The organism is Streptomyces sp. AMJ-169, from assembly GCF_055597585.1.
This window is the reverse complement of record NZ_JBVLTJ010000006.1, coordinates 115,961-140,292: the sequence shown is the minus strand read 5'-3', so window position 1 is coordinate 140,292 and position 24,332 is coordinate 115,961. Positions and strand designations below refer to the sequence as shown.

At 72.1% G+C, this 24,332-nt stretch carries 18 protein-coding genes; 10 read left to right on the top strand and 8 right to left on the bottom strand.

What is annotated here, in order from left to right:
- From fxsT to ACYUD3_RS16640, 4 genes are all read left to right on the top strand, one after another.
- The gene (gene fxsT, locus ACYUD3_RS16655) at window positions 1-3,939 is read left to right on the top strand and encodes an FxSxx-COOH system tetratricopeptide repeat protein (RefSeq protein ID WP_470970159.1); all 3,939 of its coding nucleotides are present in this window, start codon (window positions 1-3) and stop codon (window positions 3,937-3,939) included.
- 73 nt (window positions 3,940-4,012) lie between these two features.
- Window positions 4,013-4,891, top strand: coding sequence for a hypothetical protein (locus tag ACYUD3_RS16650; protein ID WP_470970157.1), 879 nt, complete (start codon window positions 4,013-4,015; stop codon window positions 4,889-4,891).
- A gap of 9 nt (window positions 4,892-4,900) precedes the next feature.
- Entirely contained in the window at window positions 4,901-5,911 is a 1,011-nt protein-coding gene (locus tag ACYUD3_RS16645) for a hypothetical protein (protein WP_470970155.1), read from the top strand.
- Between the two features lie 122 nt (window positions 5,912-6,033).
- Window positions 6,034-7,080: a hypothetical protein gene (locus ACYUD3_RS16640; protein WP_470970152.1), complete on the top strand. Its 1,047-nt coding sequence runs from the start codon at window positions 6,034-6,036 to the stop codon at window positions 7,078-7,080.
- A gap of 33 nt (window positions 7,081-7,113) precedes the next feature.
- Here the strand turns inward: ACYUD3_RS16640 and ACYUD3_RS16635 are convergent, their stop codons facing one another.
- Window positions 7,114-8,943, bottom strand: coding sequence for an endonuclease/exonuclease/phosphatase family protein (locus ACYUD3_RS16635; RefSeq protein WP_470970150.1), 1,830 nt, complete (start codon window positions 8,941-8,943; stop codon window positions 7,114-7,116).
- 312 nt (window positions 8,944-9,255) lie between these two features.
- Between ACYUD3_RS16635 and ACYUD3_RS16630 the strand changes: the two genes are divergently transcribed.
- From ACYUD3_RS16630 to ACYUD3_RS16605, 6 genes are all read left to right on the top strand, one after another.
- Window positions 9,256-10,989: a hypothetical protein gene (locus ACYUD3_RS16630; protein ID WP_470970148.1), complete on the top strand. Its 1,734-nt coding sequence runs from the start codon at window positions 9,256-9,258 to the stop codon at window positions 10,987-10,989.
- Between the two features lie 197 nt (window positions 10,990-11,186).
- Window positions 11,187-12,704 carry an alkaline phosphatase PhoX gene (locus tag ACYUD3_RS16625; protein WP_470970145.1) on the top strand — a complete coding sequence of 506 codons (1,518 nt, stop codon included), beginning with the start codon at window positions 11,187-11,189 and terminating at the stop codon, window positions 12,702-12,704.
- A 215-nt stretch (window positions 12,705-12,919) separates the two neighbouring features.
- Window positions 12,920-14,500 (top strand): TROVE domain-containing protein, encoded by a 1,581-nt coding sequence (locus tag ACYUD3_RS16620; protein WP_470970143.1) that lies wholly within the window; start codon window positions 12,920-12,922, stop codon window positions 14,498-14,500.
- A 54-nt stretch (window positions 14,501-14,554) separates the two neighbouring features.
- Window positions 14,555-15,202, top strand: a complete 648-nt coding sequence (locus ACYUD3_RS16615) for a GntR family transcriptional regulator (RefSeq protein ID WP_470970140.1) — start codon at window positions 14,555-14,557, stop codon at window positions 15,200-15,202.
- A gap of 107 nt (window positions 15,203-15,309) precedes the next feature.
- Window positions 15,310-16,326: a 1-aminocyclopropane-1-carboxylate deaminase gene (locus tag ACYUD3_RS16610; protein WP_470970138.1), complete on the top strand. Its 1,017-nt coding sequence runs from the start codon at window positions 15,310-15,312 to the stop codon at window positions 16,324-16,326.
- A 60-nt stretch (window positions 16,327-16,386) separates the two neighbouring features.
- A complete protein-coding gene (locus ACYUD3_RS16605; RefSeq protein WP_470970136.1) occupies window positions 16,387-16,959 on the top strand; it encodes a TetR/AcrR family transcriptional regulator in 573 nt (190 codons plus the stop codon).
- 37 nt (window positions 16,960-16,996) lie between these two features.
- Here the strand turns inward: ACYUD3_RS16605 and ACYUD3_RS16600 are convergent, their stop codons facing one another.
- The 7 genes from ACYUD3_RS16600 to ACYUD3_RS16570 all read right to left on the bottom strand — a co-directional run bounded on the left by ACYUD3_RS16600 (window position 16,997) and on the right by ACYUD3_RS16570 (window position 24,331).
- Entirely contained in the window at window positions 16,997-18,184 is a 1,188-nt protein-coding gene (locus tag ACYUD3_RS16600) for a TerD family protein (protein ID WP_470970947.1), read from the bottom strand.
- A gap of 105 nt (window positions 18,185-18,289) precedes the next feature.
- Window positions 18,290-19,279 (bottom strand): zinc-dependent alcohol dehydrogenase family protein, encoded by a 990-nt coding sequence (locus tag ACYUD3_RS16595; protein ID WP_470970133.1) that lies wholly within the window; start codon window positions 19,277-19,279, stop codon window positions 18,290-18,292.
- A 31-nt stretch (window positions 19,280-19,310) separates the two neighbouring features.
- Window positions 19,311-20,135 carry a carbohydrate ABC transporter permease gene (locus ACYUD3_RS16590; RefSeq protein WP_470970131.1) on the bottom strand — a complete coding sequence of 275 codons (825 nt, stop codon included), beginning with the start codon at window positions 20,133-20,135 and terminating at the stop codon, window positions 19,311-19,313.
- Entirely contained in the window at window positions 20,132-21,064 is a 933-nt protein-coding gene (locus ACYUD3_RS16585) for a carbohydrate ABC transporter permease (RefSeq protein ID WP_470970128.1), read from the bottom strand. The genes ACYUD3_RS16590 and ACYUD3_RS16585 overlap by 4 nt, the downstream gene beginning before the upstream one ends.
- Complete coding sequence (locus ACYUD3_RS16580) at window positions 21,061-22,407, bottom strand: ABC transporter substrate-binding protein (RefSeq protein ID WP_470970126.1); 1,347 nt, start codon at window positions 22,405-22,407, stop codon at window positions 21,061-21,063. The genes ACYUD3_RS16585 and ACYUD3_RS16580 overlap by 4 nt, the downstream gene beginning before the upstream one ends.
- Before the next feature lie 88 nt (window positions 22,408-22,495).
- Complete coding sequence (locus tag ACYUD3_RS16575; RefSeq protein ID WP_470970944.1) at window positions 22,496-23,266, bottom strand: DeoR/GlpR family DNA-binding transcription regulator; 771 nt, start codon at window positions 23,264-23,266, stop codon at window positions 22,496-22,498.
- A 255-nt stretch (window positions 23,267-23,521) separates the two neighbouring features.
- Complete coding sequence (locus tag ACYUD3_RS16570) at window positions 23,522-24,331, bottom strand: NAD-dependent epimerase/dehydratase family protein (protein ID WP_470970123.1); 810 nt, start codon at window positions 24,329-24,331, stop codon at window positions 23,522-23,524.
- Between the last annotated feature and the right edge of the window lies 1 nt (window position 24,332).

The window sequence follows — 24,332 nt, the reverse complement described above, 5'->3', positions numbered from 1 at the left end:
ATGAGCAGCGTGGACCCGGAGCCGCCGGCCGGCGCCGAGCCCGGCGGTGAGCCGGCGACCGTCGTCACCTTCTACTCCTACAAAGGAGGCGTGGGCCGCACGATGGCCCTGGCCAACGTCGCCTGGATCCTGGCGTCCGAGGGCAGCCGCGTCCTCGTCGTCGACTGGGACCTGGAGTCCCCCGGACTGCACCGCTTCTTCCACCCCTTCCTCAACGACCCCGACCTGGCCCGCAGTTCGGGCGTCGTCGACCTGATCCAGGGATATGGCCGGGACGTGGAGGCCCTGCTCGACGCGGAGTTGGCCGAGGACGAGTTCGAACAGCGGTTGCAGGAGCTGCTGTTGACGCACACCGATGTCCTCGCCCACCGCGACACCCTGCGCTGGGACGACTTCCGCGCCCCCGGCTTCATCGACTTCCTCGGCCCCGGCACCCAGAACGAGGAGTACAGCGAGCGCGTCGCCCGCTTCGACTGGGCCGGCTTCTACGGCGAGGGCCAGGGCAAACGGTTCGTCGGGACCTTACGCGAGCGGCTGAAGGCGGGCCCCTACGACTACGTCCTCATCGACAGCCGCACCGGGCACTCCGACAACGCGGGCATCTGCACGCTGTGGCTGCCCGACACCGTCGTCGCCGGGTTCAACCTGAGCGGCCAGTCCATCGAGGGCACCGCAGGCGTCGCCCAGCAGATCCACCAGCAGGCCCGCGAGACCCGGCGGGAGATCCGTATCCTCCCCGTGCCCATGCGGGTCGAGCACGCCGAACCCGTGAAGGCGGCCCGCCGCCGCGCCTACGTCGAGCGGCGCTTCGCCGGACTCGTCGCCCCGCTCGCCGCCGGCACCCTGGAGGAGTACTGGGGGCAGGTCGAGGTCCCGCACCACCCCGCCTTCGCCTACGAGGAGACCCTCGTCCCCTTCACCCTCCAGCCCGGCACCAAGTCCTACCAGCTCGACGCCTACAAGCGCATCGCGCAGGAGATCAGCCGCGGCAAGGTCTCGGCGGTCCGGCCCGTCAGGGAAGAACTCCGCCTGAAATTCGCCGACTTGTTCGAGGCCGTACGCACCCCGGGACCGCCCACCGCGCGCATCGTGCACGCCGCGCCCGACCGGCTGTGGGCCGACTGGATCCGCGCCGTCCTCGCCCGCGCCGGCATCAGCTGCGAGACCACCGCCGAACACGACGACAGCGCGCCGGCCGCGCCGAAACCGACGTACGTCATCCTCGTCGTCTCCCCCGCCCTCCAGTCCGCGCCCGCCCTCGACGCCGTCATGGAACAGCATCTGCGGGCCGCCGCCGGCCGGCTCGGCACCGGGGACCGGACCGACCCGGTCGTCGCGGTGCGGGTCGAGGAGACGCGGGTGCGGCCGCCGCTCGGCGATCTGCGCGGGCCGCATCTGCAAAACCTGGGGGAGAGCGAGGCGGAGGAACTGCTCCTGGAGCACTTCGGCGCCCGCGCCCAGGCCCGCCCGGCGGCCGCCGCCGGCGGGGCGCGCTTCCCCGGCCGGCAGCCCCGGATCTGGGAGATCCCGCCCCGGGGCGCCACGTTCCAGGGCCGCGAGAGCGTCATCGACGAACTGCGCGACGCCTTCCCGCCCGGCCGCCCGGCCCTGCCCGCCGTCCTCACCGGACCGCTCGGCGTCGGCAAGAGCCGCATCGCCCTGGAGTTCAGCTACCGTTTCGCCGCCGACTACGACGTCATCTGGTGGATCCACGCCGGCAGCGCCGAGACGGTCCGCGACGCCCTCGCCGCCCTCGGCGAACGCCTCGGCGTCACCCGCGCGGACGCCAACGACGCCGTCACCGCCGCCCTCACCGCGCTCGCCGCGGGCCACGAGGACGACCGCCGCTTCCTCCTCGTCTACGACGACGTACGCCGCCCCGCCGACCTCGCCGGACTGCTCCCCGGCGGCGGCTCCAGCCACGTCCTCATCACCTCCGACAACGGTGAATGGAACGCCCAGGCACGGGAGTTCACCGTCCGCATGCCCACCGAGGACGAGGCCGTCCAGCAGCTGCGCGTCCAGCTGCCCGGACTGCCCGCCCCGCTCGCCCGCGACATCCTCGCCGTCTGCGGACTCCTCCCGCAGACCGTCGACCAGGCCGCCGCCTACATCGCCAAGACCGGACTGCCCCGCGCCGAGGCCGTCGCCGCGTACACCGCCGCCATGACCGCCCGCACCCGCCCGGCCGCCGGACTCGGCTACCCCGCCGAGGCGTACGCCACCTGGGCCGTCTCCATGGAGTCGCTGCGCGCCGACCACCCCTTCGCCGAGCGGTTCCTGCTGCTGCTCGCCCACCTCTCCGGCACCGGCGCCGCCCTCAAGCTCCTGCGCAGCCCCGCCGCCCTCGAATGGGTCCGCCCCGAAGGCGCCGAACAGCCCACCCCCGAGGCCGCCGGACGCGCCTTCAACGCGCTCGCCGAACGCGCCCTCGCCCGCGTCGACTACGGCGTCGGACGCGTCGTCGGCGACCCCATGGGCCTCAGCTTCCTGCGCGACAGCCTCACCGAGGAGGAGTTCGCCGCCTCCCGCGCCGCCGCCCAGCGCGTCCTCGCCCGGCTCGCCCCGCCCGACCAGGAGTCCGACGACCCCCGCCACCGCCCGCTGCACACCGAACTCGACCTGCACATCGACGCCAGCGGCGCGGCCGGCGGCGACGACGCGGACGTCCGGCGCTGGCTCGTCGGCCAGGTCCGCCACCGCCGCCTCGCCCGCCGCCTGGAGCGCGCCCGCGCCCTCGCCGAACAGCTCCTGGAGACCTGGGGCGCCCGGCACGGCCGCGTCCAGGACACCGACGACGTCCTGCTGCTGCGGCTCGCCGTCGAACTCGGCAACGTCCACCGCGACGCCGGCCGCTTCGTCGCCGCCGAGGAGCTCAACCACCGCGCGCTGCGCGGACTGCGCCGCACGCTCGGCCTCGAACACCCGCACACCCTGCGCAGCGCCACCGGACGCGGCGCCGAACTGCGCGCCCTCGGCCAGGTCCAGGAGGCCTTCGCCGAGGACCAGTCGACCGCCGACATCCTCACCTCCGTGTTCGGCGCCGACAACCCGTACACCCTCATGGCGTTCATGAACCTCGGCCTCTCCCTCGCCATGGTCGGCATGACCGCCGAAGCCCTCGACCTGCACCGCGAGACCTTCGACCGCTGCCGCCGCGTCCTCGGCGCCGACCACGAGCTGACCTGGAGCCTCGCCGTCCAACTCGGCTGCCGCTACCGGGAGTCGGGCGACTACGCCACCTCACTCGCCCAGCTGCGGCAGGCCGCCGGGGAGGCCGAGAAACGCATCGGGCCCGCCGACCCCGTCACCCTCTACGCCGCCCGCGCGCTCGCCGCGACCCTGCGCCGCACCGGCCGGGGCGCCCCCGAACGGCTGCGCACCGCCCGCAAGTGCGACGCCGACGCCATGGCCGGCTGGCACGCCTACGCCGGCCCCGGCCACCACGAACGCCTCGCCGCCCAACTGGCGCTGGCCGCAGACCTGCGGCTGCTCGGCGAGCACACCGAGGCCTGCCGGCTCGCCGCCGACTCCCTGGAGTGGTACACCCGCTGGGACGAGGACCACCCCTTCCGGCACATCGCCCAGACGAACCTCGCCCTGTGCCGCCGCAGCGCCGGACTCCCCGACGAGGCCGCCGAGTTGAGCGGGGAGGGCTGGCGGGGCCTGGCCGGTGCGCTGGGCTCCGACCACCCGCTGACCCTGATCGCCGCCCTCGACCACGCCAACGCCCTTGTCTACGCCGGGGAGTCGGCCCAGGCCCTCGCCCTCGACCACCGCACCTACGACCGCTTCCGCGTCCGCTGCGGCGACCACCACCCCCTCACCGGCTTCGCCGCCACCAACCTCCAGGACAGCCAGGCCCGCGCCGGAGAGAACGACGCCGCCGCGACCGGGGCCGCCCGGATCGAGATCGACCTCGATGTCCCGTACATCTGATCGAGTGTCAGAAGGCGTTCGCCGGGCATCAGTTGAAGATCTCCGACAGCGGGCCCAGGAAAGGCGTATGAGGATGAGGGAGCCGAGAGAGTGGGGGCAGCCCTGGTCGGCGGCCGTGCTGTCGCCCTGGGCGCGGGCCGGCGCGAGCCTGGTGACCGTCGCCGCCGGAGCCGTCATCGACGCGGGCACCGGCGCCAAGGGCCAGACCGTCATCTTCATGGACGCCGACCTGCGCACCGCCGGACTGACCTCGCTGCTCAGGGCCTGGCAGGCGCCCGGCGACGAGTACGGGCCCGCCGGCGGCGACGGGGGCGGGCTCGCCGGGTACGTCCTCGACCGCAAGGTCGACCTCGCCCACCGCTCCGTCCAGTGCCGCCTCCAGGACCTGCGCTCGCCCGGCGGCAGCCGCACCGGCGACATGACCCTCCTCGCCGTGCGCGGACCCGGCAGCTCCGCGCTCGCCGGGGCGCGCGATCTCGTGGGCACCGTCGGGAAGGCCGCCGAACGCCTCGCCGAGCTCGCCGGATGCCTCCTCGTCGACTGCGGGCCCGGCTGGAGCCCGCTCACCCGGCGGCTGTGCGAGACCGTCGAGTTCCTCTTCCTCGTCGGCCCGCCGGACGGCCGCGCCCGCCCCGAACTGCGCGCGCTGGTCGAACAGTTGGAGCGGGCGGGGCTGAAGCGGAAACTCGCCGGATATGTGGCCAACAGGTCCGATCCGAAAGGACCGCTTCCCGGCCAGAGTCGGTCGAACGGGGTTGGAACCACCCGTTCCAGGGACACACTGCCCGTAAGAACCATCCTCGATCTGCCCTACGACCCCGTCGCCGCGCAGCGGCTCGGACAAGGGCGGCTGCCCGACCCCGGGAGCCCCTTCGGCCGCGCCCTCTGCCAAGGCATGGAGGCACTTGAACCCGACCTGTTCCGCACCGGCTTCGGCCCAGGCGGCGCTTGAGGAGGCACGGTGGACCCGAACCCGCTCGACCCCCGAGGCACCTCGGTGGTGACGCCCGCCCGCCACCGTGCGGCCCATGTCACGGCCGCCAGCGACGACTTCATCGAGATGTGCGCCGACACCCTCGACCCGCACGGCCTCCACCACGTCGCCGCCTACCACCGGGGCGTCTACAACTACTCCGCCGACATCCTCGACGCGGTCGCCGCCGACGCCCCCGCCGACCGCGACCTCTACATCCGCGTCGGCCGTCAACTGAACTTCCTGCTCGGCCGGATGGACCGCGCCCTGCGCCCCGCCGAGAGCGGCCGGCTCATCCGCACGGTGCTGCGCCTGGGCGAGGCCGCCGTCTTCCACTACTACGTCCGCCCCGGCGAATACCTCACCGGCGTCTCCCTCGGCGCCGAGCACGACGAGCCCGGCGACCGCGCCATGGCCCGCCTCGCCACCCGCTACGCCGAGACCCTGCGCCAACGCGGCCTGAACTACGGCGGGTTCGAGGAGGACGTCCCCAAAGAGCCGCCCCCGCCGCCCCGTTCGCAGCCCGCCGCCCCCACCGAGCTGGCCGAGGCCCTGCACACCGACCGCTCCGGGGCCGTCGGACCCGACCCCGAGAGCATCCTCACCGAGTGCGCGGGCGCCCTCTCCGTCGAGGACCTGCACTACCTCGCCTACGTCGACCCGGCCGGCTCGCTCTGCGCCGACGTCCTCGAACTCGCCCAGCTCTCCCCGTACTTCCGCAACATCTCCCGCGAGGGGCGGCGCGAGCGCTACCAGGACATCGCCCAGCGGCTGCCGTTCGTCGTCGCCCGCCTCAACCACTCCCTCAAGGCGGTCCTGCCCGGCAAACTCACCCGGACCGTCCTCGACGTCGACGAAGGCGCCCTCTTCTACTCGGTCGTCGGCGACGGCCCCTTCCTCCTCGGCGTCACCCTCCACCAGGACCGCGTCTTCCACGCCGACCAGCGGATGAACGTCCTGGCGGGGGAAGTACGGCGCATTCTCGCGGCGGGGCGCTGAGGTGGGCGGGCTGTTGAGGGCGAGCCTCGGTACGGGGGCCGCCGCTGGGGTGAGCCTCTGTACGGGGGCCGCCGAGTCGGGCCGGCTCTCTGGGGCGAGCCTTCGCGCGGCGACCCTCTGAGATGGCCCGTCTCGCCCTCCTCCTCGCCCTCCTCGCGGCCGGCTGGGCGAGCGGGGCGGTGGCGGGGGACGCCAGTGGCTCCCGTACGTATCTCTTTCTGACGATGCTGCTGCTCGCCGTCGGCCTGTACGGCTCCACCGCCGACATCGAACCGCGCGAAGTCCGCCACGACGTACGCCTGTTGGTGCTCGCCGTGACCGTCGGTGTCGTCGCCAAGGCCGCGCTGATCGCCGGCGCCCTCTGGCTCGCGCTGACCGACCGCTCGTACACGATCCTCGCCATCACCGTCGCCCAGATCGACCCCCTCTCGGTCGCCGCCCTGCGCGGTTCCTCCCGGATGTCGCCGCGCGCCAAGAACATCCTGTCGGTGTGGGCGTCCTTCGACGACCCGGTGACCGTCCTGCTCACCGCCTACACGGTCCCCCTCCTCGCCCACGGCCAGGGCCTCGGCGGCTCGGCGGGCGGCTACGCGGCCCAACTGGGCTGGAACGCGGCCCTCGTTGCGGGAGCAGGAGTGCTCTGGCTGCTCGTACGACGGCTGCGGGGCCGGCTCGCGGAAGTGACCGGAGTCGCCCTGACCGCAGGGGTGCTGGTCACCGGAGCCGCGTTCACGCTGATGCTCGGGGTCGCCGCCGCCGGGCTCTTCCTGCGGCCCGGGACCCTGCGCCGGATGCTGGGCCGGCTGACCCAAGGGGCATACGCGGTCGCGGCGTTCCTGCTGGGGATGCTGCTCGTCGGGGGCGTCGACTTCGTGTACGGGCTGATCCTCGGCGCGTCCGCGTTCGCCGCCCACGCGCTGGTGTCGACGGTGCTGACCCGGAGACTGGAGCGGGCCGACCGGGTGCTGCTGGCGCTGGGGCAGCAGAACGGGGTCACGGCGATCGTGCTCGCGCTGTCGCTCCAGCCGGTGTTCCCGAAGGCCCCGGCGATCGTCGCGCCCGCGATCGTCGTCGTCAACTTCCTCCACTTCGCGGCGAATTCACTGGCGGACCGATCGGCTGTACTGACCCCGGCGTACGCGGGGACGGCCCGGCCCCCAGGAGACTGAGGGCCGGGCCGTCGTCCAACTGACCTGCTAGGGCTACGGCTTGAAGCGCAGGACCTGCGGGTCGTGGTCGCTGATCTGGTCGTGGAACTCCGAGTTGATGTGCACGCTGTCGTAGTCGAAGCCGCAGGAGCGGCGGATCGACGGGCTGATCAGGATCTGGTCGAGGACCTGGGTGTTGCCCTGGTAGACGTACGAGTAACGCTCGCTCGCCGGCAGGGACTTGACGGCCGACCACAGGGCGCCGCCGCTCTCCAGGAGCTTCGCGGTGTCGGAGAACTCGAAGTCGTTGATGTCGCCGAGGGCGATGACGTCGGCGTTCTTCTGGACCGCGAGGACGTCCTTGACGAACGCGTTGACCAGCGTGGCCTGCTGGTGGCGCTGGACCTCCGAGGAGCGGACCGGGGGCTGGTACTGCGAGGTCAGACCCTGGTCGCCGCCCTTGGAGTTGAAGTGGTTGGCGACGACGAAGACGGTCTTGCCGCGGAAGACGAACTCGCCGACGAGCGGCTTGCGGCTGGACTTCCAGGCGTCGTTCGCCGGGTCGATCCGGCCCGGGGAGACGGTCAGTTCGGCCTTGCCGCGGACCTTCGTGACCTCGACGGCGGTCGTGGCGTCGCCGCCCGCGCGGTCGGTGAAGGACACCCGCTGCGGGTTGAAGAGGAAGACCTGGCGGATGTTGCCGCCGGGCTCGCCGCCGTCCGTGTCGTTCGTCGGGTCGATCGAACGCCAGTCGTACTTCGGGCCGCCGGCCGCGACGATCGCGTCGATCAGCTTGTTCACCGTGACATCGGCGGCCGTCGTGCCGTCGTCCTTGGCGCCGTTGTTGTCCTGGATCTCCTCCAGGGACACGATGTCGGGCGACTTCAGGTTGTTCACGATCGCGGCGGCGTGCGCGTCGAACGTGGTGTCCGAGGGGTCCAGGTTCTCGACGTTGTACGTCGCCACCGCCAGCTCGTCCCGACCCTGCTTGCGGGTCGACTCGCGCTGCACACCACCGCTCTTGAGGGTGCCCAGCTTGTTCGCGACGAGGGTGTAGCCGCCGAACTGGTTGAAGTCCAGGGGCCCTTCGGTCGTACCGGTCAGCGAGTCGCCGACGTTCGCGACGGGGAAGTCCGCCGTCGCGCCGAGCGACTGGATCTGGATCCGGCCGGTGTTCTGGGCGTCGTACGCGCCGTAGACCGTGCCGCCGCGGCGGTTGTCGTTCTCGCGCGGCTTCACCGTGACCCACAGCTCGGTGTACGGGTCGGTGGCGCCCACCACGCGGGTGTTGGCGACCTGGACGTTCATGCCCTCCAGAGACTCGTAGTAGTCCAGGGCGTACTTCTTCGGCTGCAACGGCAGGGCGTTTATGGAGCCGTTCGCCGCCGTGTCACCGGCCGGCGCGTAGACCGCCGGGACCGACTTCGCGTCGACGACGACCGGGGCCGGCACCGCGTTGCCGCTGGACAGGACCGTGGTCGTCGGCTTGGTGATCTCGGTGACCGACTGGTTGCCGGAGGTGGTGCCGCCGGGCACGTACTCCGAGACGATGCCGGTGACCGTGACCGAGTCGCCGACCGCGACGCCCTTCGGGACCGAGCTGGTGAAGACGAAGACGCCCTCGCTGGTCGCGGGGTTGTCGTCCGGGTTCGGGTCCTGGATCCAGAAACCTCTGGAGGAGCCGTAGGTGCGGATGCCCGTGACGATGCCCGGGACGTCCGTGACCTTCTGGCCGGCGTACGGGGAGAGGCGGGTGGTGCCCTGGATGTCGTGGATGCGCACGGAGTCCGCGTGCGCGGGCGAGACGAGGACGATGGTGGACGCGGCCGAGCAGGCGGCGGCGACAGTGAGCGCGGCGAGACGCGCGGACGACTTGCTGGGCAAGTGATCCCTCCGGGGCGTACAGGGTGTACAGGGGTGTGTACGGACACGTGCGGGACGGCCGGGCGAGTGGGGGCGCCTGACGCGCGTAGACAAGGTGAACGATTCTTCACCGTTGCTCCCCTTGTTTCTACGCGCGTCAATCTCCAGGTTGATCAAGCCAGTTGTCAAGGTTCAGGCCATGTACGGGGGCCGGCGTGCAGATGAACCGGGCGGTGTGGGGGGAAACCCGTCTACGCTTCGGTTCTACGCTTCAGTGAGAGCTGTACGGCCGCCGGGTGCTCGCCCGGGTGCTCGCTAGGAGAGAAAACACCGATGTCAGAGATCTCCCCCCTGCCGCCCGTGCGGCTCGCCCCCGAAGCGGAGCTGGCGCGGGCGGCGCTGTCCGCGCCCGTGCTGGAGCGGGCGGTACGGCTCGCGCGGTGGGCGGGGCCGGGGGCTCGGGTGGATGCGGGGGGTGGGCTGGTCGAGGAGCAGTTGGGGGCGGCTGCGGAGGCGCTGGGGCTGATCGGGGCTGGGGGCGCCGGGGCTGGGGGGAGCGGGGCTGGGGTGGCTGGGGCTGGGGTGGCTGAGGCCGGGGTGGCTGGGGCTGGGTCGGCTCATTCCGAGGCGGCTTACTCCGGGTCGGCTTACTCCGGGTCGGCTTATGAGGAGGCCATCGATCTCACCGACGACGCGTGGCGGGTCGCCGTCGATGTCGGGCTGATCGAGATCGACGACGAGGAGGCCGGGACCGTCCGTACCGGCGCCGACCTCGCCGTCCTCACCGGCGGCTCGCCGCACGACGTCCTCGCGATCTGGCTCGCCGCGCTGGAGACGGTCCTGGCCGACGCCGCCGCGCCCGACCTCGACGCGCTGATGGACGGCATGGACGAGGAGGGGCGGGTCGACCTCTCCGAGCTGGAGTGGGACCCCGAGGCCGAGGCGGACTTCCTCGACGGGGTGCTCGGGAATCTGTATCTGCTGACGGTCAGCGAGGAGGGGCCGGGCGACGGGACGGTACCGCTGCCCGCGCTGGCGGCGTCGATGATCGTCCCCGGGGACATGGATCCGACGAACGACATGCTGGAGCAGGTGTCGGACGCGATGATGCGGCTGGATGATCAGTTCCGGTTGTTGGAGCCGGTGGGGTTGGTGGAGTATCGGCCGGTGGATGAGGGGTTGTTGGAGGAGGAGGGGGATTCGGGGGATGCGGGGGTTGGAGGGGGTGTGGAGCTGGACTCGGGTGTCGGCGGCCCGGCTTCTGATGCGGAGCTGGACTTGGATTCGGGTGTGGGCGTCGACGCCGGTCTGGACGCGGGCTCCGGTTTGGGTGCGGCCTCGGAGTTGGGCTCGGGTGTGGATGTCGGCTCCGGCCCGGCTTCCGGCCCGCTCGACGACACCGACGTCTCCCGCTACGGCATGGTCCGGCTGACGCCGCTCGGTCTGTACGGCATCCGCGCGCGCATCCTGGAGGCCGGGATCGCGGCGCCGGCGATCGGGGAGCTGGCGGACAAGGGCGCCGACGCGCTGCTCGACGGGACCGCCGGGTACGGTCCCCGGGCGGCGCTGGCGGAGACCGGGCTGTGGCTGGACCGGCGTGAACCGCTGGGCGCGGCAAGGGAGTTGCTGGCGGCGGCGCGGGGCACCGACGAGGACGCGCCGCTGCGGCGGCTGCGCTGCCAGCAGGCGCTGTCCCTGGTCGGCGGGCAGGCCGAGGCCGCCGTCCGCGAGGTGCTCGACGATCCCGAGCTGGGCGGGCTGGCCCGGGTGTGGCTCAGCGAACTGGGCGCCGCCGACGTCCCCGCGCCCTCCCAGGAGCTGGTGTTCTGGCTGACCATCGACACGGTCGCCGCCCAGCTCGCGGCGGAGGGGAACTCGGAGGAGTTGCAGGCGTTGGTGGAGGGGCTGGCCGCCCAGCACGACGGGTTCTTCGACGCGGCCTGGCGGGTGGAGCACCCGGCGACGGCGGACGTGTTGGAGGCGATGGGCCGGCTGCACCCGGACAAGAGGGTGGCGAAGGAAGCCCGAAAGGCGGCGTTCAAGGCTCGGTCGCAGCAAGGGATTTGAGGGGGCGGGGAGGCGGCGGGGCGGGAGTGGCGGCGGCCCGAGGGCTTGGCGGCCGGCCAGGGTGCGGCTCGCGGCGAACAGGTGTTCGTCCGCGCGTGGCCCCGCAGGTCCCCCCTCGTTCAGACCCCGTTCAGACCGGCAAGGGACGGTGACGGTGCACTGAGGCCCGCCTCTCCTCGTCCGCCCCAGGAGCCGACATGCCGCTCACCCGCAGGGACTTCGCGTTCACCGGCGCCTCGGTCGTACTCGCGGGCAGCGTGGAGGTGCTGGCCTCGGCACCGCAGGCGCTGGCGTTGACGGAGACGTCGACTGCGGCTGGGGAGGCTCCAGTTGGGGGCGCCCGGGCCGGGGGCGTTCCGGCGGGGGACACCTCGGCCGGCGACGCTTCCTTCGGCGTCGAGAACCCCGCCTACGGCAACGGCGTCGGCTACGGCCCCCTCCTCCCCGACCCCGCCGGCCTCCTCGCCCTCCCCGCCGGCTTCACGTACCGCGTCCTCACCCGCGCCGGCAGGACGACGCTGGAGTCCGGCGAGAGCACCCCCTCCCACCACGACGGCACCGCCGCCTTCGCGGGCCCGCGCGGCACGACCCTGCTCGTCACCAACCACGAGCTGAGCGGCCCCCGTTCACGATGGCCGCACCCCGTCCCGCTCGCCGAAGACCTGGTGTACGACCCGGCGGCGGCCGGCGGCTGCACGGTCGTCGAGATCCGCCCCGACGGCCACCACGCCGAGTGGGTCGGCCTCGCCGGCACCGCCACCAACTGCGCGGGCGGCAGCACCCCTTGGGGCACCTGGCTGACGTGCGAGGAGACCGAGGACAAGGCCGGCGCCAACGGCATGACCAAGGACCACGGTTACGTCTTCGAGGTCGACCCCGCCGACCGCCGCGCCAATCAACACCCCGTCCCCGTCAAGGCGTTGGGCCGCTACGCGCACGAGGCCGTCGTCATCGACCCCAAGCGCGGCCACGCGTACCTCACCGAGGACGCGGCGAACCCCAACGGCCTGCTCTACCGCTGGACCCCGCCGCCCGGCTTCCGCCACGGCCCCGGCCGGCTGCGCGCCCTCCCCGCCGACGCCGGGCTCCTCCAGGCCTTCAAGTGCTTCGACTCCGGCGGCCGGCACATCGACGACCTCTCCCGCGCGACGCGGACCGGCACGGTGTACGGCGTCGACTGGGTGCCCGTCCCCGACCGGGACGCGCGGGCCGTGTCGGTGCGCAAGCAGTTCGCCTCCGGCGAGGTGACGCGTGCGCGCAAGCTGGAGGGCATGTGGTGGGGGGACGGCGGCGCGTACCTGGTCTCGTCGTACGCCCGCGCGGAGAGCCCCGCCCGGCACGACGGCCAGGTCTGGTTCTACGACCCCCGCAGGCGGACCCTGACGTTGAAACTCCTGCTGGGCGGCGACCCGGACCGGTCCGCCGACGCCGCTTTCGACGCCCCCGACAACATCACCGTCTCCCCCTACGGCGGCCTGGTCATCGCCGAGGACGGCGAGGGCGCCCAGCACCTCTTCGGCGCGACCGACTCCGGCCGCACGTACCCGATCGCCCGCAACGAACTCAACATCGGCACCGAAGAGGCGCCGGAATACAGCGAGTTCACGGGCGTCACGTTCGCCCCCGACGGCAGAACCCTGTACGCGAACATCCAGACCCCGGGAATCACCCTGGCGATCAGGGGCCCATGGAAGCGGCAACGCACCCGCGCATAAATCCCCTCGCCCCTCCGGCCGGGCCCCGCATAGAGTGAGCCCACGAAAGCACGCACCTCCCGGTGCGCAGGCGGCGGTTACTTCTTCCAAAGAACCCGACACCGCAGCCGACTTGATCTCGGGAGGCGCAGCTTTGTCCGCCGCCCCCCTCGTCGGGGGCGCCTGCCACGCTGTGTCTCCCCTCGCAACTCACCGAATTCCGGGGGGAATTCGCCATGTCCAGATTCAACTCCCGCGCCACGCGACCCCGCCCCGCCTCTCCCGTGTCCACCACGGGCCGCACCCTGCGCACCTACGAAGGCGGCAAGGGGCACGAACGGGACGCGCGGTCCGAACTCTTTCTGCTCGCGGTCGCCAACTTCGTCTCCCAGCAGACCTTTTACGAGTCGGCCACCGACCGGGACAACCGATTCTCCGAGCTGGTACGGAAGTTGGCGGTCACCGACGCCGAGTGGACCGCAGGTCTCCTCGGGTGGCTGCGCGGGGAGGGCAACCTCCGTACGGTGGCCGTGGCCGGCGCCGCCGAATACGTGCACGCCCGCCTCGCGGCCGGCGCCACGGACGGCCCCTCGAACCGGCAGGTCATCGATTTGGTGCTGCAACGCCCGGACGAACCCGGCGAGTTGATCGCGTACTGGACGGCGGCGCACGGCCGTAACCTCCCCAAGCCGGTCAAGCGCGGCGTCGCCGACGCCGTACGGCGGCTCTATCACCCCAAGTCGCTGCTGAAGTACGACACTTCGGCCAAGGGATACCGCTTCGGCGACATCCTCAACCTGGTCCACGCGGCACCGGACCCGGCGAAGCCGTGGCAGGGGGAGCTGTTCCGGTACGCGCTGGACCGGCGGCACCACCCGGAGGCAGCAGTGCCGCCCGCCTCGGCCCAAGTGCTGCTCGCGCACCGGGAGTTGATGGATCTGCCGGTCGAGCGCCGGCGTGCGGTCGTCACCTCGCCGGGCGGTGCCGAACGGCTCGCGGCGGCCGGGATGACGTGGGAGGCGCTGGCGGGCTGGCTCCAGGGGCCGATGGACAAGGCGGCCTGGGAGGCGGTCATCCCGTCGATGGGCCTGATGGCGCTGCTGCGCAACCTGCGCAACTTCGACGAGGCCGGCGTCTCCGACGAGGTCGCGCGGCGCGTCGCGGACCGGATCAGCGACCCCGAAGAGGTGGCCCGCGCACGGCAGTTCCCCTTCCGCTACCTCGCCGCCCACCGCACCGCGCCCTCGCTGCGCTGGGCGTACCCGCTGGAGCGCGCGCTCGGCCACGCGCTGGCCAACGTGCCCGCGCTGCCCGGCCGCACCCTCGTCCTGGTCGACCGCTCGGGCTCGATGTGGGACCGCCTGTCGGAGCGCTCGCAGCTGAACCGGGCCGACGCGGCGGCGATCTTCGGCACGGCGCTGGCGCTGCGCGCGCAGGACGCGGACCTGGTGGAGTTCGGTACGACCAGCAGGCGGCTGGAGTTCGGCGCGGGCGAGTCGGTGCTGAGGATCCTGGACCGGTTCGGCAGCCTCGGCGGCACCGACACCGTCTCGGCGGTCCGCTCGCACTACCGGGGGCAGGACCGGGTGCTGATCGTCACCGACGAGCAGTACCAGTACAGCTTCCAGGGCGACCCGACGCAGCAGATCCCGCCCCATGTCCCGGTCTACACCTGGAACCTGGCCGGCTACCGGGCCGGGCACGGACCTGCGGGAAACAGCAACCGGCATACGTTCGGGGGGCTTTCGGACGCGGCGTTCCGGATGGTGCCCTTGCTGGAGCGGGCGCGGGACGCGGACTGGCCCTGGGGTTCCTGAAGCCGACGGCGCCGCCCTTGTCCGGAAGGGTGACTGACATCTAACATTTCAATCATGGAAGCCCTCCGCCCCGTCGGCCGCACCCTCCTCAGGGAGCGCGCCTACACCGCCATCCGCGACGCGATCGTCGCCGGGGAGATCGAGCCCGGCACGGTCGTGCGCGACGCCGAACTCGCCGAGCGGCTCGGCCTGTCGCGGGCGCCGGTGCGCGAGGCGTTCGCGCGGCTCGTCGACGAACGGCTGCTGGAGAGCAAGCCGCAGAGCTATACGCGGGTGACCCCGGTGGTCGCGGGCGAGGTGCGCGACGCGGCGGCGGTCGTCGGCGCGATGCACGAGTTGGCCGCGCGGATCGCCGTAACCCGCCTGACCCGCGCGGACATCGAGGAGATGCGGACCGCCAACGTGCGGTTCGCGCGCGCGGTCGGCGCGGGGGACGTCGACGGCGCGCTCTTCGCCGACGACGAGCTGCACGCCGTACTGGTCCGGGTGGCCGGCAACCGGGCCGCCGCCGCGACCGTCGCCCGCTACACCCCGCTGATCCGCCGCCTGGAGCGCCGCCGCTTCGGCCAGGGCGGCAACTGCCGTTCCGCCGGGCTGCACGAGCGGCTGATCGAGGCGTGCGCGGCGGCGGACGTCGACGCGGCGGTCCGGATCACGGCGGAGATCTGGCGCGGCCTCGAAGAGCTGGTGGACCTTCCCTGAGCGCCGACTCCCGCCGGACCGTGGCCCCTTGACCCGACGCTTTCCGAACAGGCGCCTCCCGAACCGGCGTTGCGCGAGCTGATCCCCCGAGCACGGAAGGAAACCCCATGTCCCTTTCCTCGTACGAGCGTTACCCGCTGCTCTTCGGCCCGTCCCCGGTGCACAAGCTGGAGCGGCTCACCGCGCATCTCGGCGGGGCGGCGGTGTGGGCCAAGCGCGAGGACTGCAACTCCGGTGTGGCGTACGGCGGCAACAAGACGCGCAAGCTGGAGTACCTGGTCGCCGACGCGCTCGCGCAAGGGTGCGACACGCTCGTGTCGATCGGTGGGGTGCAGTCCAACCACACCCGCCAGGTGGCCGCCGTCGCCGCCCGCGCCGGGCTCAAGTGCGTGCTGGTGCAGGAGAGTTGGGTGGACTGGCCGGACGCCGTGTACGACAAGGTCGGCAACATCCTGATCAGCAGGCTCGCCGGGGCCGACGTACGGCTGGTGCGGGCCGGGTTCGGGATCGGCTTCAAGGAGAGCTGGGAGCTGGCGCTGCGCGAGGTCGAGGAGGGCGGCGGCAAGCCGTACGCGATCCCGGCGGGCGCCTCCGACCATCCGCTGGGCGGCCTCGGCTTCGCCGGGTGGGCGTACGAAGTCGCCGAGCAGGAACGGGAGTTGGGTGTCTTCTTCGACACCGTGATCATGTGTTCCGTGACCGGCTCCACGCAGGCCGGCATGGTCGCCGGGTTCGCCGCCCTGGAGGAGTCCGGCGCCCGCCCGCGCCGGGTGCTCGGCGTCGACGCCTCCGCCAAGCCCACCGCGACCCGCACCCAGATCGCCCGCATCGCCCACAACACCGGCCAACTCATCGGCGTCAAGCGGGAGTTGACCGAGGCGGACGTGGAACTGGACGAGCGCTACCACGGCGGCGTGTACGGCGTCCCGGACGAACCCACCCTGGAGGCGATGCGCCTCGCCGCCCGCACCGAGGGCATGGTCACCGACCCCGTGTACGAGGGCAAGTCGATGGCGGGGCTGATCGACCTGGTGGGCCGGGGCGAGATCGCCCGCGACGCGACCGTCCTCTACGCCCACCTGGGCGGCCAGCCCGCGCTGAACGCGTACAGCGCGCTGTTCTAGAGCGGCCGCGTAGGGTCCCGATAAGGTACAGCGAGGCGCCCGCTCGCAAGGAGAGACTCGATGACGCAGGTCAAGCCCATGCGCGCGGACGCTCGGCGCAACTACGAGCGACTGCTGAAGGCCGCGACCGAGGCGTTCGGCGAGTACGGCGAGCAGGCGTCCCTCGACGACATCGCCAAGCGCGCGGGCGTCGGCTCCGGCACGCTGTACCGGCACTTCCCGACCCGGCAGGCCCTGCTGGAGGCCGCCTACCTGGACCGGATCGAGGCGTTCGCCGTGCGCGCCGACGCGCTGGGGGAGGCGCTGGCGCCCGGGGAGGCGCTGGTGGAGTGGCTGAACGAGCTCTGCGTCGGCACGCTCCAGATGCGCGGCATGCGGGCCCTGCTCGGGTCGGCGGTCACCGACGGGCGGGAGGTGTCCGTCAACGAGTGCGGCACCCGGATGCTGTCCGCCGCCGGCCGGCTGGTGGAGTCGGCGCAGTCCACGGGCTGTGTGCGCGCCGATGTGTCGGCCGTGGACATCCTGCGCCTGGCCCACGGGGTGGCGACGGCCGCCGGACTCGCCCATGAGGACGACGGCACGCTGATGCGGCGCTACGTGGCGCTGCTGGTGGAGGGGCTGCGGTCCCCGTGAAGAGCCGCACCCCCCGCCGAGTGCTCCTACGGCGCCGTCAGAGCGCCTGCGCGGCCGGCTTCACCATGTTCCGTACCGTCCGCGCCTTCACGAAGTCGCCCATCGCCGTCATGTCCCACTCCCCGGAGAACTGCCGGACCAGTTTCGCCATCATCACCCCCGTCTGCGCCTCGGCGCTGGTCAGGTCGAAGCGGGCCAGCTCCTCGCCGGTGGCGGCGTCGAGGAGGCGGCAGTAGGCCTTGGCGACCTCGGTGAACTTCTGGCCGGAGAAGGAGTTCACGGTGAAGACCAGGCCGGTGACCTCCTGGGGGATACGGCCGAGGTCGACGACGATCACCTCGTCGTCACCCCCGCCCTCGCCCGTGAGGTTGTCGCCGGAGTGCTTGATCGCGCCGTTCAGGATCGACAGCTTGCCGAAGTAGCAGCTGTCGATGTGGTTGCGCTGGGGGCCGTAGGCGATGACCGAGGCGTCGAGGTCGATGTCACGGCCCCGGTAGGCGGGCTCCCAGCCGAGCCCCATCTTGACCTGGGCGAGCAGCGGCCGGCCGCCCTTGACGAGGGACACGGTCTGGTTCTTCTGGAGGCTGACGCGGCCCTTGTCCAGGTTGATCTTCCCCGCGCCCGGGGGAGGGGTCGCCGGCATCGGGGGAGCGGCCACGGGAGCAGCGGCCACCGGAGCGGCGGGCGTCGGCGCCGCAGCGGCGGGCGTCGGTGTCTGCGCTGCGGGCGCCGGTTCCTCCACCGTCACCCCGAAGTCCGTCGCGATCCCGGCGAGCCCGTCGGCGTACCCCTGCCCCACCGCGCGGACCTTCCACGCGCCGCCCCGCAGATAGATCTCCACGATCACCAGGGCCGTCTCCGCGCCCAGCTGGGGCGGGGTGAACGTGGCGATCACGGCGTTGTCGTCGGCCCCCCGGATCGTCGCCGTCGGCTCGACGCCCTGGAAGGTCTGTCCTGTCGCGTCGGGGCTCGCCGTGACGACGATCTTCTCGATGCCCGGGGGCAGCGCGGCGGTGTCCACCTGGATCGCGTCGGGGGCCGAGCCGCCGCCGGAGCGGTACGTCACCCCCGGGCCGGCGGGCTGGTTGTAGAAGATGAAGTCGTCGTCGGAGCGCACCTTGCCGTCGGCGGTGAGCAGCAGGCCCGAGACGTCGAGCCGCACCGGGGCGCTGACGTCGACCGTCACGCGTGCGACGGGGAGGGGGATGTTCGAGCCGGGGGTCATAGCGGTCATGCCGGGTGAACGAACGAACCCACTTTGCCGTTCCCTTACCCGTGTATCCGTCTCGCCTTCACTCGAAAGTGTGTCCTCCCTCACCCCGCCGCCCGGCTACGGCACCACGACGATCTTCCGCCCCACCCCTTGCGCGAACTGCTCCAGCGCCTGCGGATACCGCTCCAGCGGCAGCCGGTCGCTGATGAACACCTCCGGGTCGAGCACCCCGTTCGCGAACAGCTCCGCCGCCCGCTCGAAGCTGTGCAGCACGGCCATCGAGCCGGTGATGGTGATCTCCTGGTGGTAGATCCGGTACGGGTCGATGCTCACCCGGGTCGCGTAGTCGGCGACCCCGAACTGGAGGTACGTCCCCGCCTTCGCGACCCGCCCGAGCCCGTCCTGGATCGCCGCCGCGTTCCCGGTCGCGTCCACGACGACGTCCCAGCCCTGCGGCCGGTCCAGCTCGTCGGGGTCCGGGGCGGCGGCGGAGACACCGAGGCGCCGCGCGGTCTCCAGCCGGTCCGGGTTGATGTCGACGACGTCGACGCTCGCCGCGCCGGTCCGCTTGGCGAGCTCCAGCATCATCAGGCCCATCGTCCCCGACCCGTAGATCAGCACATGCGCGCCGAGCCTCGCACGCAGCACGTCGTAGCCGCGCACCGCGCAGGACAGCGGTTCGATCAGCGCCGCGTCCTCGGTGCGCACGTGCTCGGGCAGCCGTACGCAGTTGGCGACCGGGGCGAGCGCGTAGCGGGCCGCGCCGCCGGGTGTGGTCACGCCGATCGCCGCCCAGCGTTCGCAGAGGTTGCCCCGGCCGGCGCGGCAGAAGCGGCATTCGTGGCAGTGCAGCGAGGGGTCGACGGCGACCCGGTCGCCGACCGTCAACTCCGTGACCTGGGAACCGAGTTCCACGACCGTACCCGCGAACTCGTGGCCCGGCACGATGGGCAGCTTGGGCGCGAACTCGCCCTGGAGGATGTGCAGATCGGTGCCGCACAGCCCGCACGCGGCGACCTCGACGACGACGTCGCGCGGGCCCGGAGCGGGGTCGGGCACCTCGGTGACGACGGCCCGGCCCACGGACGCGATGACGGCGGCCTTCATTTCACGGCTCCCAACTCGCTGCTCGCGCGCCTCACTTGACGGCTCCCAGCGACAGGCCCTGGACCAGCTTGTCCTGGGCGGCGAACCCCGCGGCGAGCACCGGCAGGGAGATCACGAGCGACGCGGCGCACACCTTCGCCAGGAACAGGCCCTGGCTGGTGATGAACCCGGTCAGGAACACGGGCGCGGTCTCGGCGACCACCCCCGTCAACACCCGTGCGAACAACAGCTCGTTCCAGCTGAAGATGAAGCAGATCAGGGCGGTCGCGGCGATCCCCGGCAGCGCGATCGGCGCGACCACCCGCGCCAGCACCGTCGGCAGCCGCGCCCCGTCGACCCGCGCGGCCTCGATGACCGCGACCGGGACCTCAGCCAGGAACGACTGCATCATCCACACCGCGATCGGCAGGTTCATCGACGTGTAGAGCAGGACCAGCAGCCAAATGTTGTCCAGCAGGCCCGAGTTCTTCGCGAACAGATAGATCGGCAGCAGCCCGGCGACGGCCGGCAGCAGCTTCGTCGACAGGAAGAAGAACAGCACGTCCGTCCACTTCCGCACCCGCCGGATCGACAGCGCGTACGCCGCCGGCAGCGCGAGCAGCAGCACCAGCAGCGTCGAACTCACCGACGCCACCGCCGAGTTGATAAGCGCCGGCCAAGGGCTCGCGCCCCCGCCCACGCCGAAGAACTCCCGGTAGCCGTCCAGCGTCAACGGCGCGGTGAAAGAAGGCGGGTTGGCCGCCGCGTCCGCCTCCGAGTGCAGCGACGTCAGCGCCATCCACGCGATCGGCAGGAAGAACACCACCCCCGCGAACCAGGCCAGCAGCCCGAGTCCCTTGCCGCGTACGGCGTTCACGCGCGCGCCACCTCCTCGCGGAACAGGGACGACACCACGCGCAGCGCCAGCGTCGCGATGAGCAGCGACCCGATGACGACGAGGACGCCCGCGGCGGACGCGAGCCCGTTCTCGTGGGCCTGGTAGAAGGTCTGGTAGACGGTGTACGGCAGGTTGGCGGTGCCGAGGCCGCCGGAGGTGAGGGTGAAGACGGCGTCGAAGTTCTGCACGATGTAGATCGAGCCGAGCAGCGCCCCGAGTTCGAGATAGCGGCGCAGATGCGGCAGCGTGAGATGGCGGAACACCTGCCAGTCCCCGGCCCCGTCGACGCGCGCGGCCTCGATCTGCTCCCGGTCGCGGCTCTGGAGCCCGGCGAGCAGGATCAGCATCATGAACGGCGTCCACTGCCACACCAGCGCCGCCTCCACCGCGAGCAGCGGAGTGCCGGAGATCCAGTCCGGCTGCGGCCCGCCGACGTAGTGCAACAGCCCGTTCAACAGCCCGTATTCGGGGTTGTACAGGACGTGCTTCCACAGCAGCGCGGCGGCCACCGGCACCACCAGGAAAGGCGCGATGAGCAGCGTCCGTACGACACCCCGGCCCCGGAACGGCCGGTCCAGCAGCAGCGCGAGCCCGAGCCCGAGGACCAGGCTGGCGAGCACGACGGCCGCCGTCAGCAGGACGGTTGTGCCCACCGAGCGGCGCAGGTCCGGGTCGGTCAGGACCTGCTGGTAGTTGCCGAACCAGGTGAAGTGCCGGGCCTTGGGGTAGAGGGCGTTCCAGTCGAAGAACGAGATCACCACCGTGGCCACGAAAGGCAGTTGGGTGACGACGATCATGAAGACCAGGGCGGGCAGCAGCGGCGCCCGGGTGGCCCAGGCCCGCAACTTCGATGGTCGGAGCGTGTGTTGGTGAACGGGTCTCGCCAGGGCGGGAGTTGTGGCGGTCATCGGCCCTCGTACTCCTCGGAGATCTGCTCGGCGAGCCGCTGGGATTTACGCAGCGCCGAGGTGACGGACTGGCGGCCGGCGATGGCCGCGCTGATCTCCTGGGAGACCTTGGTGCCCAGATCGGTGAACTCGGGGATGCCGACGAACTGGATGCCGGGCGCGGGCCGCGGCTGCACCCCGGGGTCGTTCGGGCGGGCCGCCTCGATGGACTCCCGGGTCGCCTCCTGGAACGCCGCCGCGGCCTGCCGGTACGCCGGGTTCGCGTACGTCGAACTCCGCTTGCCCGCAGGGACGTTCGCCCAGCCGATCTGCTCGCCGACCAGTTGCTCGTACCCCTTGCCGGACGCCCAGGACACGAACTTCCAGGCCTTGTCGGCGTTGCGGGACGCGTGCTGGATGCCCCACGCCCAGGTGTAGAGCCAGCCGGAGGCGGCGGTCTTCTCGACGGGGGCGAGGGCGTAACCGACCTTGCCCTTCACGGGAGATCCGGCGGCTTCGAGGGAACCGGCGGCCGACGTGGCGTCGTACCACATGGCGACCTTGCCCTGCGTCATGTTGTTCAGGCACTCGGCGAACCCGGACTGCGCGGCGCCCGACTCGCCGTGCTCGCGGACCAGGCCGACGTAGAAGGAAACGGCCTGCTTCCACTCGGGGGAGTCGAGGCGGGCCTTCCAGTCCTTGTCGAACCAGGTGCCGCCGAAGGTGTTCACGACCGTCGTCAGCGGCGCCATCAGCTCGCCCCAGCCGGGCAGCCCGCGCAGGCAGACGCCCTTCATGCCGGGCTCGGCGCCGTCCAGCTTCGCGGCGATGTCCGCGACCTGGGTCCAGGTCGGACGCGCGGGCATGGTCAGCCCGCGCGCGGCGAGCACGTCCTTGCGGTACATCAGGAACGACGACTCGCCGTAGAAGGGCTGCCCGTACAGCTTGCCGTCGTCCCCGGTGAGCGACTCCCGCATCGGCTTCAGGACGTCCTGCTCGTCGTACGACGGATCGGCGGCCAGATAGCCGTCCATCGCGTGCAGCCAGCCGTTGCGGGCGTAGATCGGGATCTCGTAGTTGGACAGGGTCGCGACGTCGTACTGGCCGGCCTGGTTGGCGAAATCCTGGCTGATCTTGTCGCGGACGTCATTCTCAGGGAGGACGGTGAAACTGACCTTGATGCCGGTCTCCTTGGTGAAGTGATCGGCGGTGAGCTTCTGGAGCTCGGTCATCTGGGGGTTGTTGACCATCAGGACGTTGATCGAGTCACCGCCGGAACCGGCGCCGCCCGCGCCGGTCCAGCAGCCGGACAGCAGGAGGAGGGCGGCCATGGAGAGCGGGGCTCCTCTGCCGGGGATGCGCATGGGACGCTCCAGGATTTATCGGTTCATATGGGATGCGGCAGGCATGCGTGGAGGGAAGCGGGACCCCCTAGAGGTGTGTTTCGGTGGGTCAGACCCGCAGGACCTGTGGCCCCAGCAGTGAGTACCGGTGCGCCTCGGCCGCCGGCAACAGGGTGCTCGTCACGATCGCGTCCAGGGTGCTCACCTCGGCGAACCGGCAGAAGCTGACCGCCCCGAACTTGGTGTGCACCCCCGTGAAGACGGTCCGCCGGGCCGCGCGCACCGCCTGCGCCTTGACCTCGGCGACGGCCGGGTCGGGGGTCGTCAGGCCGTGCTCGCGCGTGATGCCGTTCGCGCCCAGGTAGGCGAGGTCGATGACGAACCCGGCCAGCATCTTCGTCGTCCAGTGGTCGACGGTCGCGAGCGTGCCCGCGCGGACGCGTCCGCCCAGCAGCAGCACCGAGACGCTGTCCGCCGTCGCGAGAGCGCCCGCGACCGGCAGGGACGCCGTGACGACCGTCAGCGGGCGGTCCCTGGGCAGCGCCTCCGCGATCAGCTGCGGGGTGAAGCCCTCGTCGACGAAGACCGTCTCCGCGTCCCCGAGCAGCCCGGCCGCCGCCGCGGCGACCCGCCGCTTCTCCGGCACGTGACTGGTCGCCCGGAACGCCAGCGTCGTCTCGAAACCGGCGCTCTCCACGGGGTAGGCGCCCCCGTGGGTACGCCGGAGCAGCCCGTGGTCCTCCAAGGCCCGCAGATCGCGCCGTACGGTCTCCTTGGCCACCCCCAGCTCGGCCGCCAGGGCGTTCACCTCGACCGAACCGCCGGCGCGCGCCAGCCGTACGATCTCGCGCCGGCGTTCCTCCGCCGTGCCCGCCTCCATGACCGTCACCCGCCTTCCGCCGGCTGCCCGTTCGGGCCCACGCAGGAAGTTCTACCGCCGGGGTGCGGCACTGACCAGGCCTCTTGCACGCCCGATGCGGCCCGTTCGGGCCCGTTTCCCCCGCCCCGCGCCCGCGCGCGGACCTGCGAGGTCGCTGTGAGCGGCGGGGGAGCGGGCGCGGGGCGTGCCCGGACAGGCCGGCGGGCGGGCCCGTTCGGTGCCCGCCCGCGCGCGCGTGGCTGTTCGGACCGCTGTTCAGTACGGCCAGATCGGCGGGTCCGTCACGAAGGCGCCGCCCAGGTAGGCGTGTGCCTCGTCGCCCTCTTGCAGTTCGCCCTGTTCGGCGATCAGCTTCTCGGCGTACGGCTCGGAGTCGTCCTGGGGGTCGTAACCGAGCGCCCGCGCGGAGGTGAGGTCCCACCACAGGCGGGTGTTGGCGGAGGAGCCGTAGACGACCGTGTGGCCGACCTCCTCGGCCGTCAGGGCGGCGTGGAAGAGGCGAGCGCCGTCGGCGGGGCTCATCCAGATCGACAGCATGCGCACGCTGCTCGGCTCGGCGAAGCAGGAGCCGATGCGTACGGAGACGGTCTCCAGGCCGTGCTTGTCCCAGTAGAACTGCGCGAGGTCCTCGCCGAAGGACTTGGACAGGCCGTAGAAGGTGTCCGGGCGGTGCCGGGTCTCCACCGGGATCAGCGGGTCGTCGCCCTGGGGGCGCGGGGTGTAGCCGACGGTGTGGTTGGAGGAGGCGAACACGATCCGGCGCACGCCCTCCGCGCGGGCGGCCTCGTACAAGTGGTAGGTGCCCTCGATGTTCGCCTTGAGGATCTTCTCGAAAGAGGCTTCCAGGGAGATGCCCGCCAGGTGGATGATCGCGTCGACGCCCCGTACGGCCTCGCGCAGGGCCGCCCGGTCGGAGAGGTCGGCGGTGATCGCACCGGGGTCGCCCGCCACCGGGAGCAGGTCCAGGGAGCGCAGTTCGTAGCCGTACCCGGGCAGCAGGCCCCGCATCAGGGTGCCGAGGCCGCCGGCGGCGCCGGTGAGCAGGACGGTGCGCGGAGCGGGCATC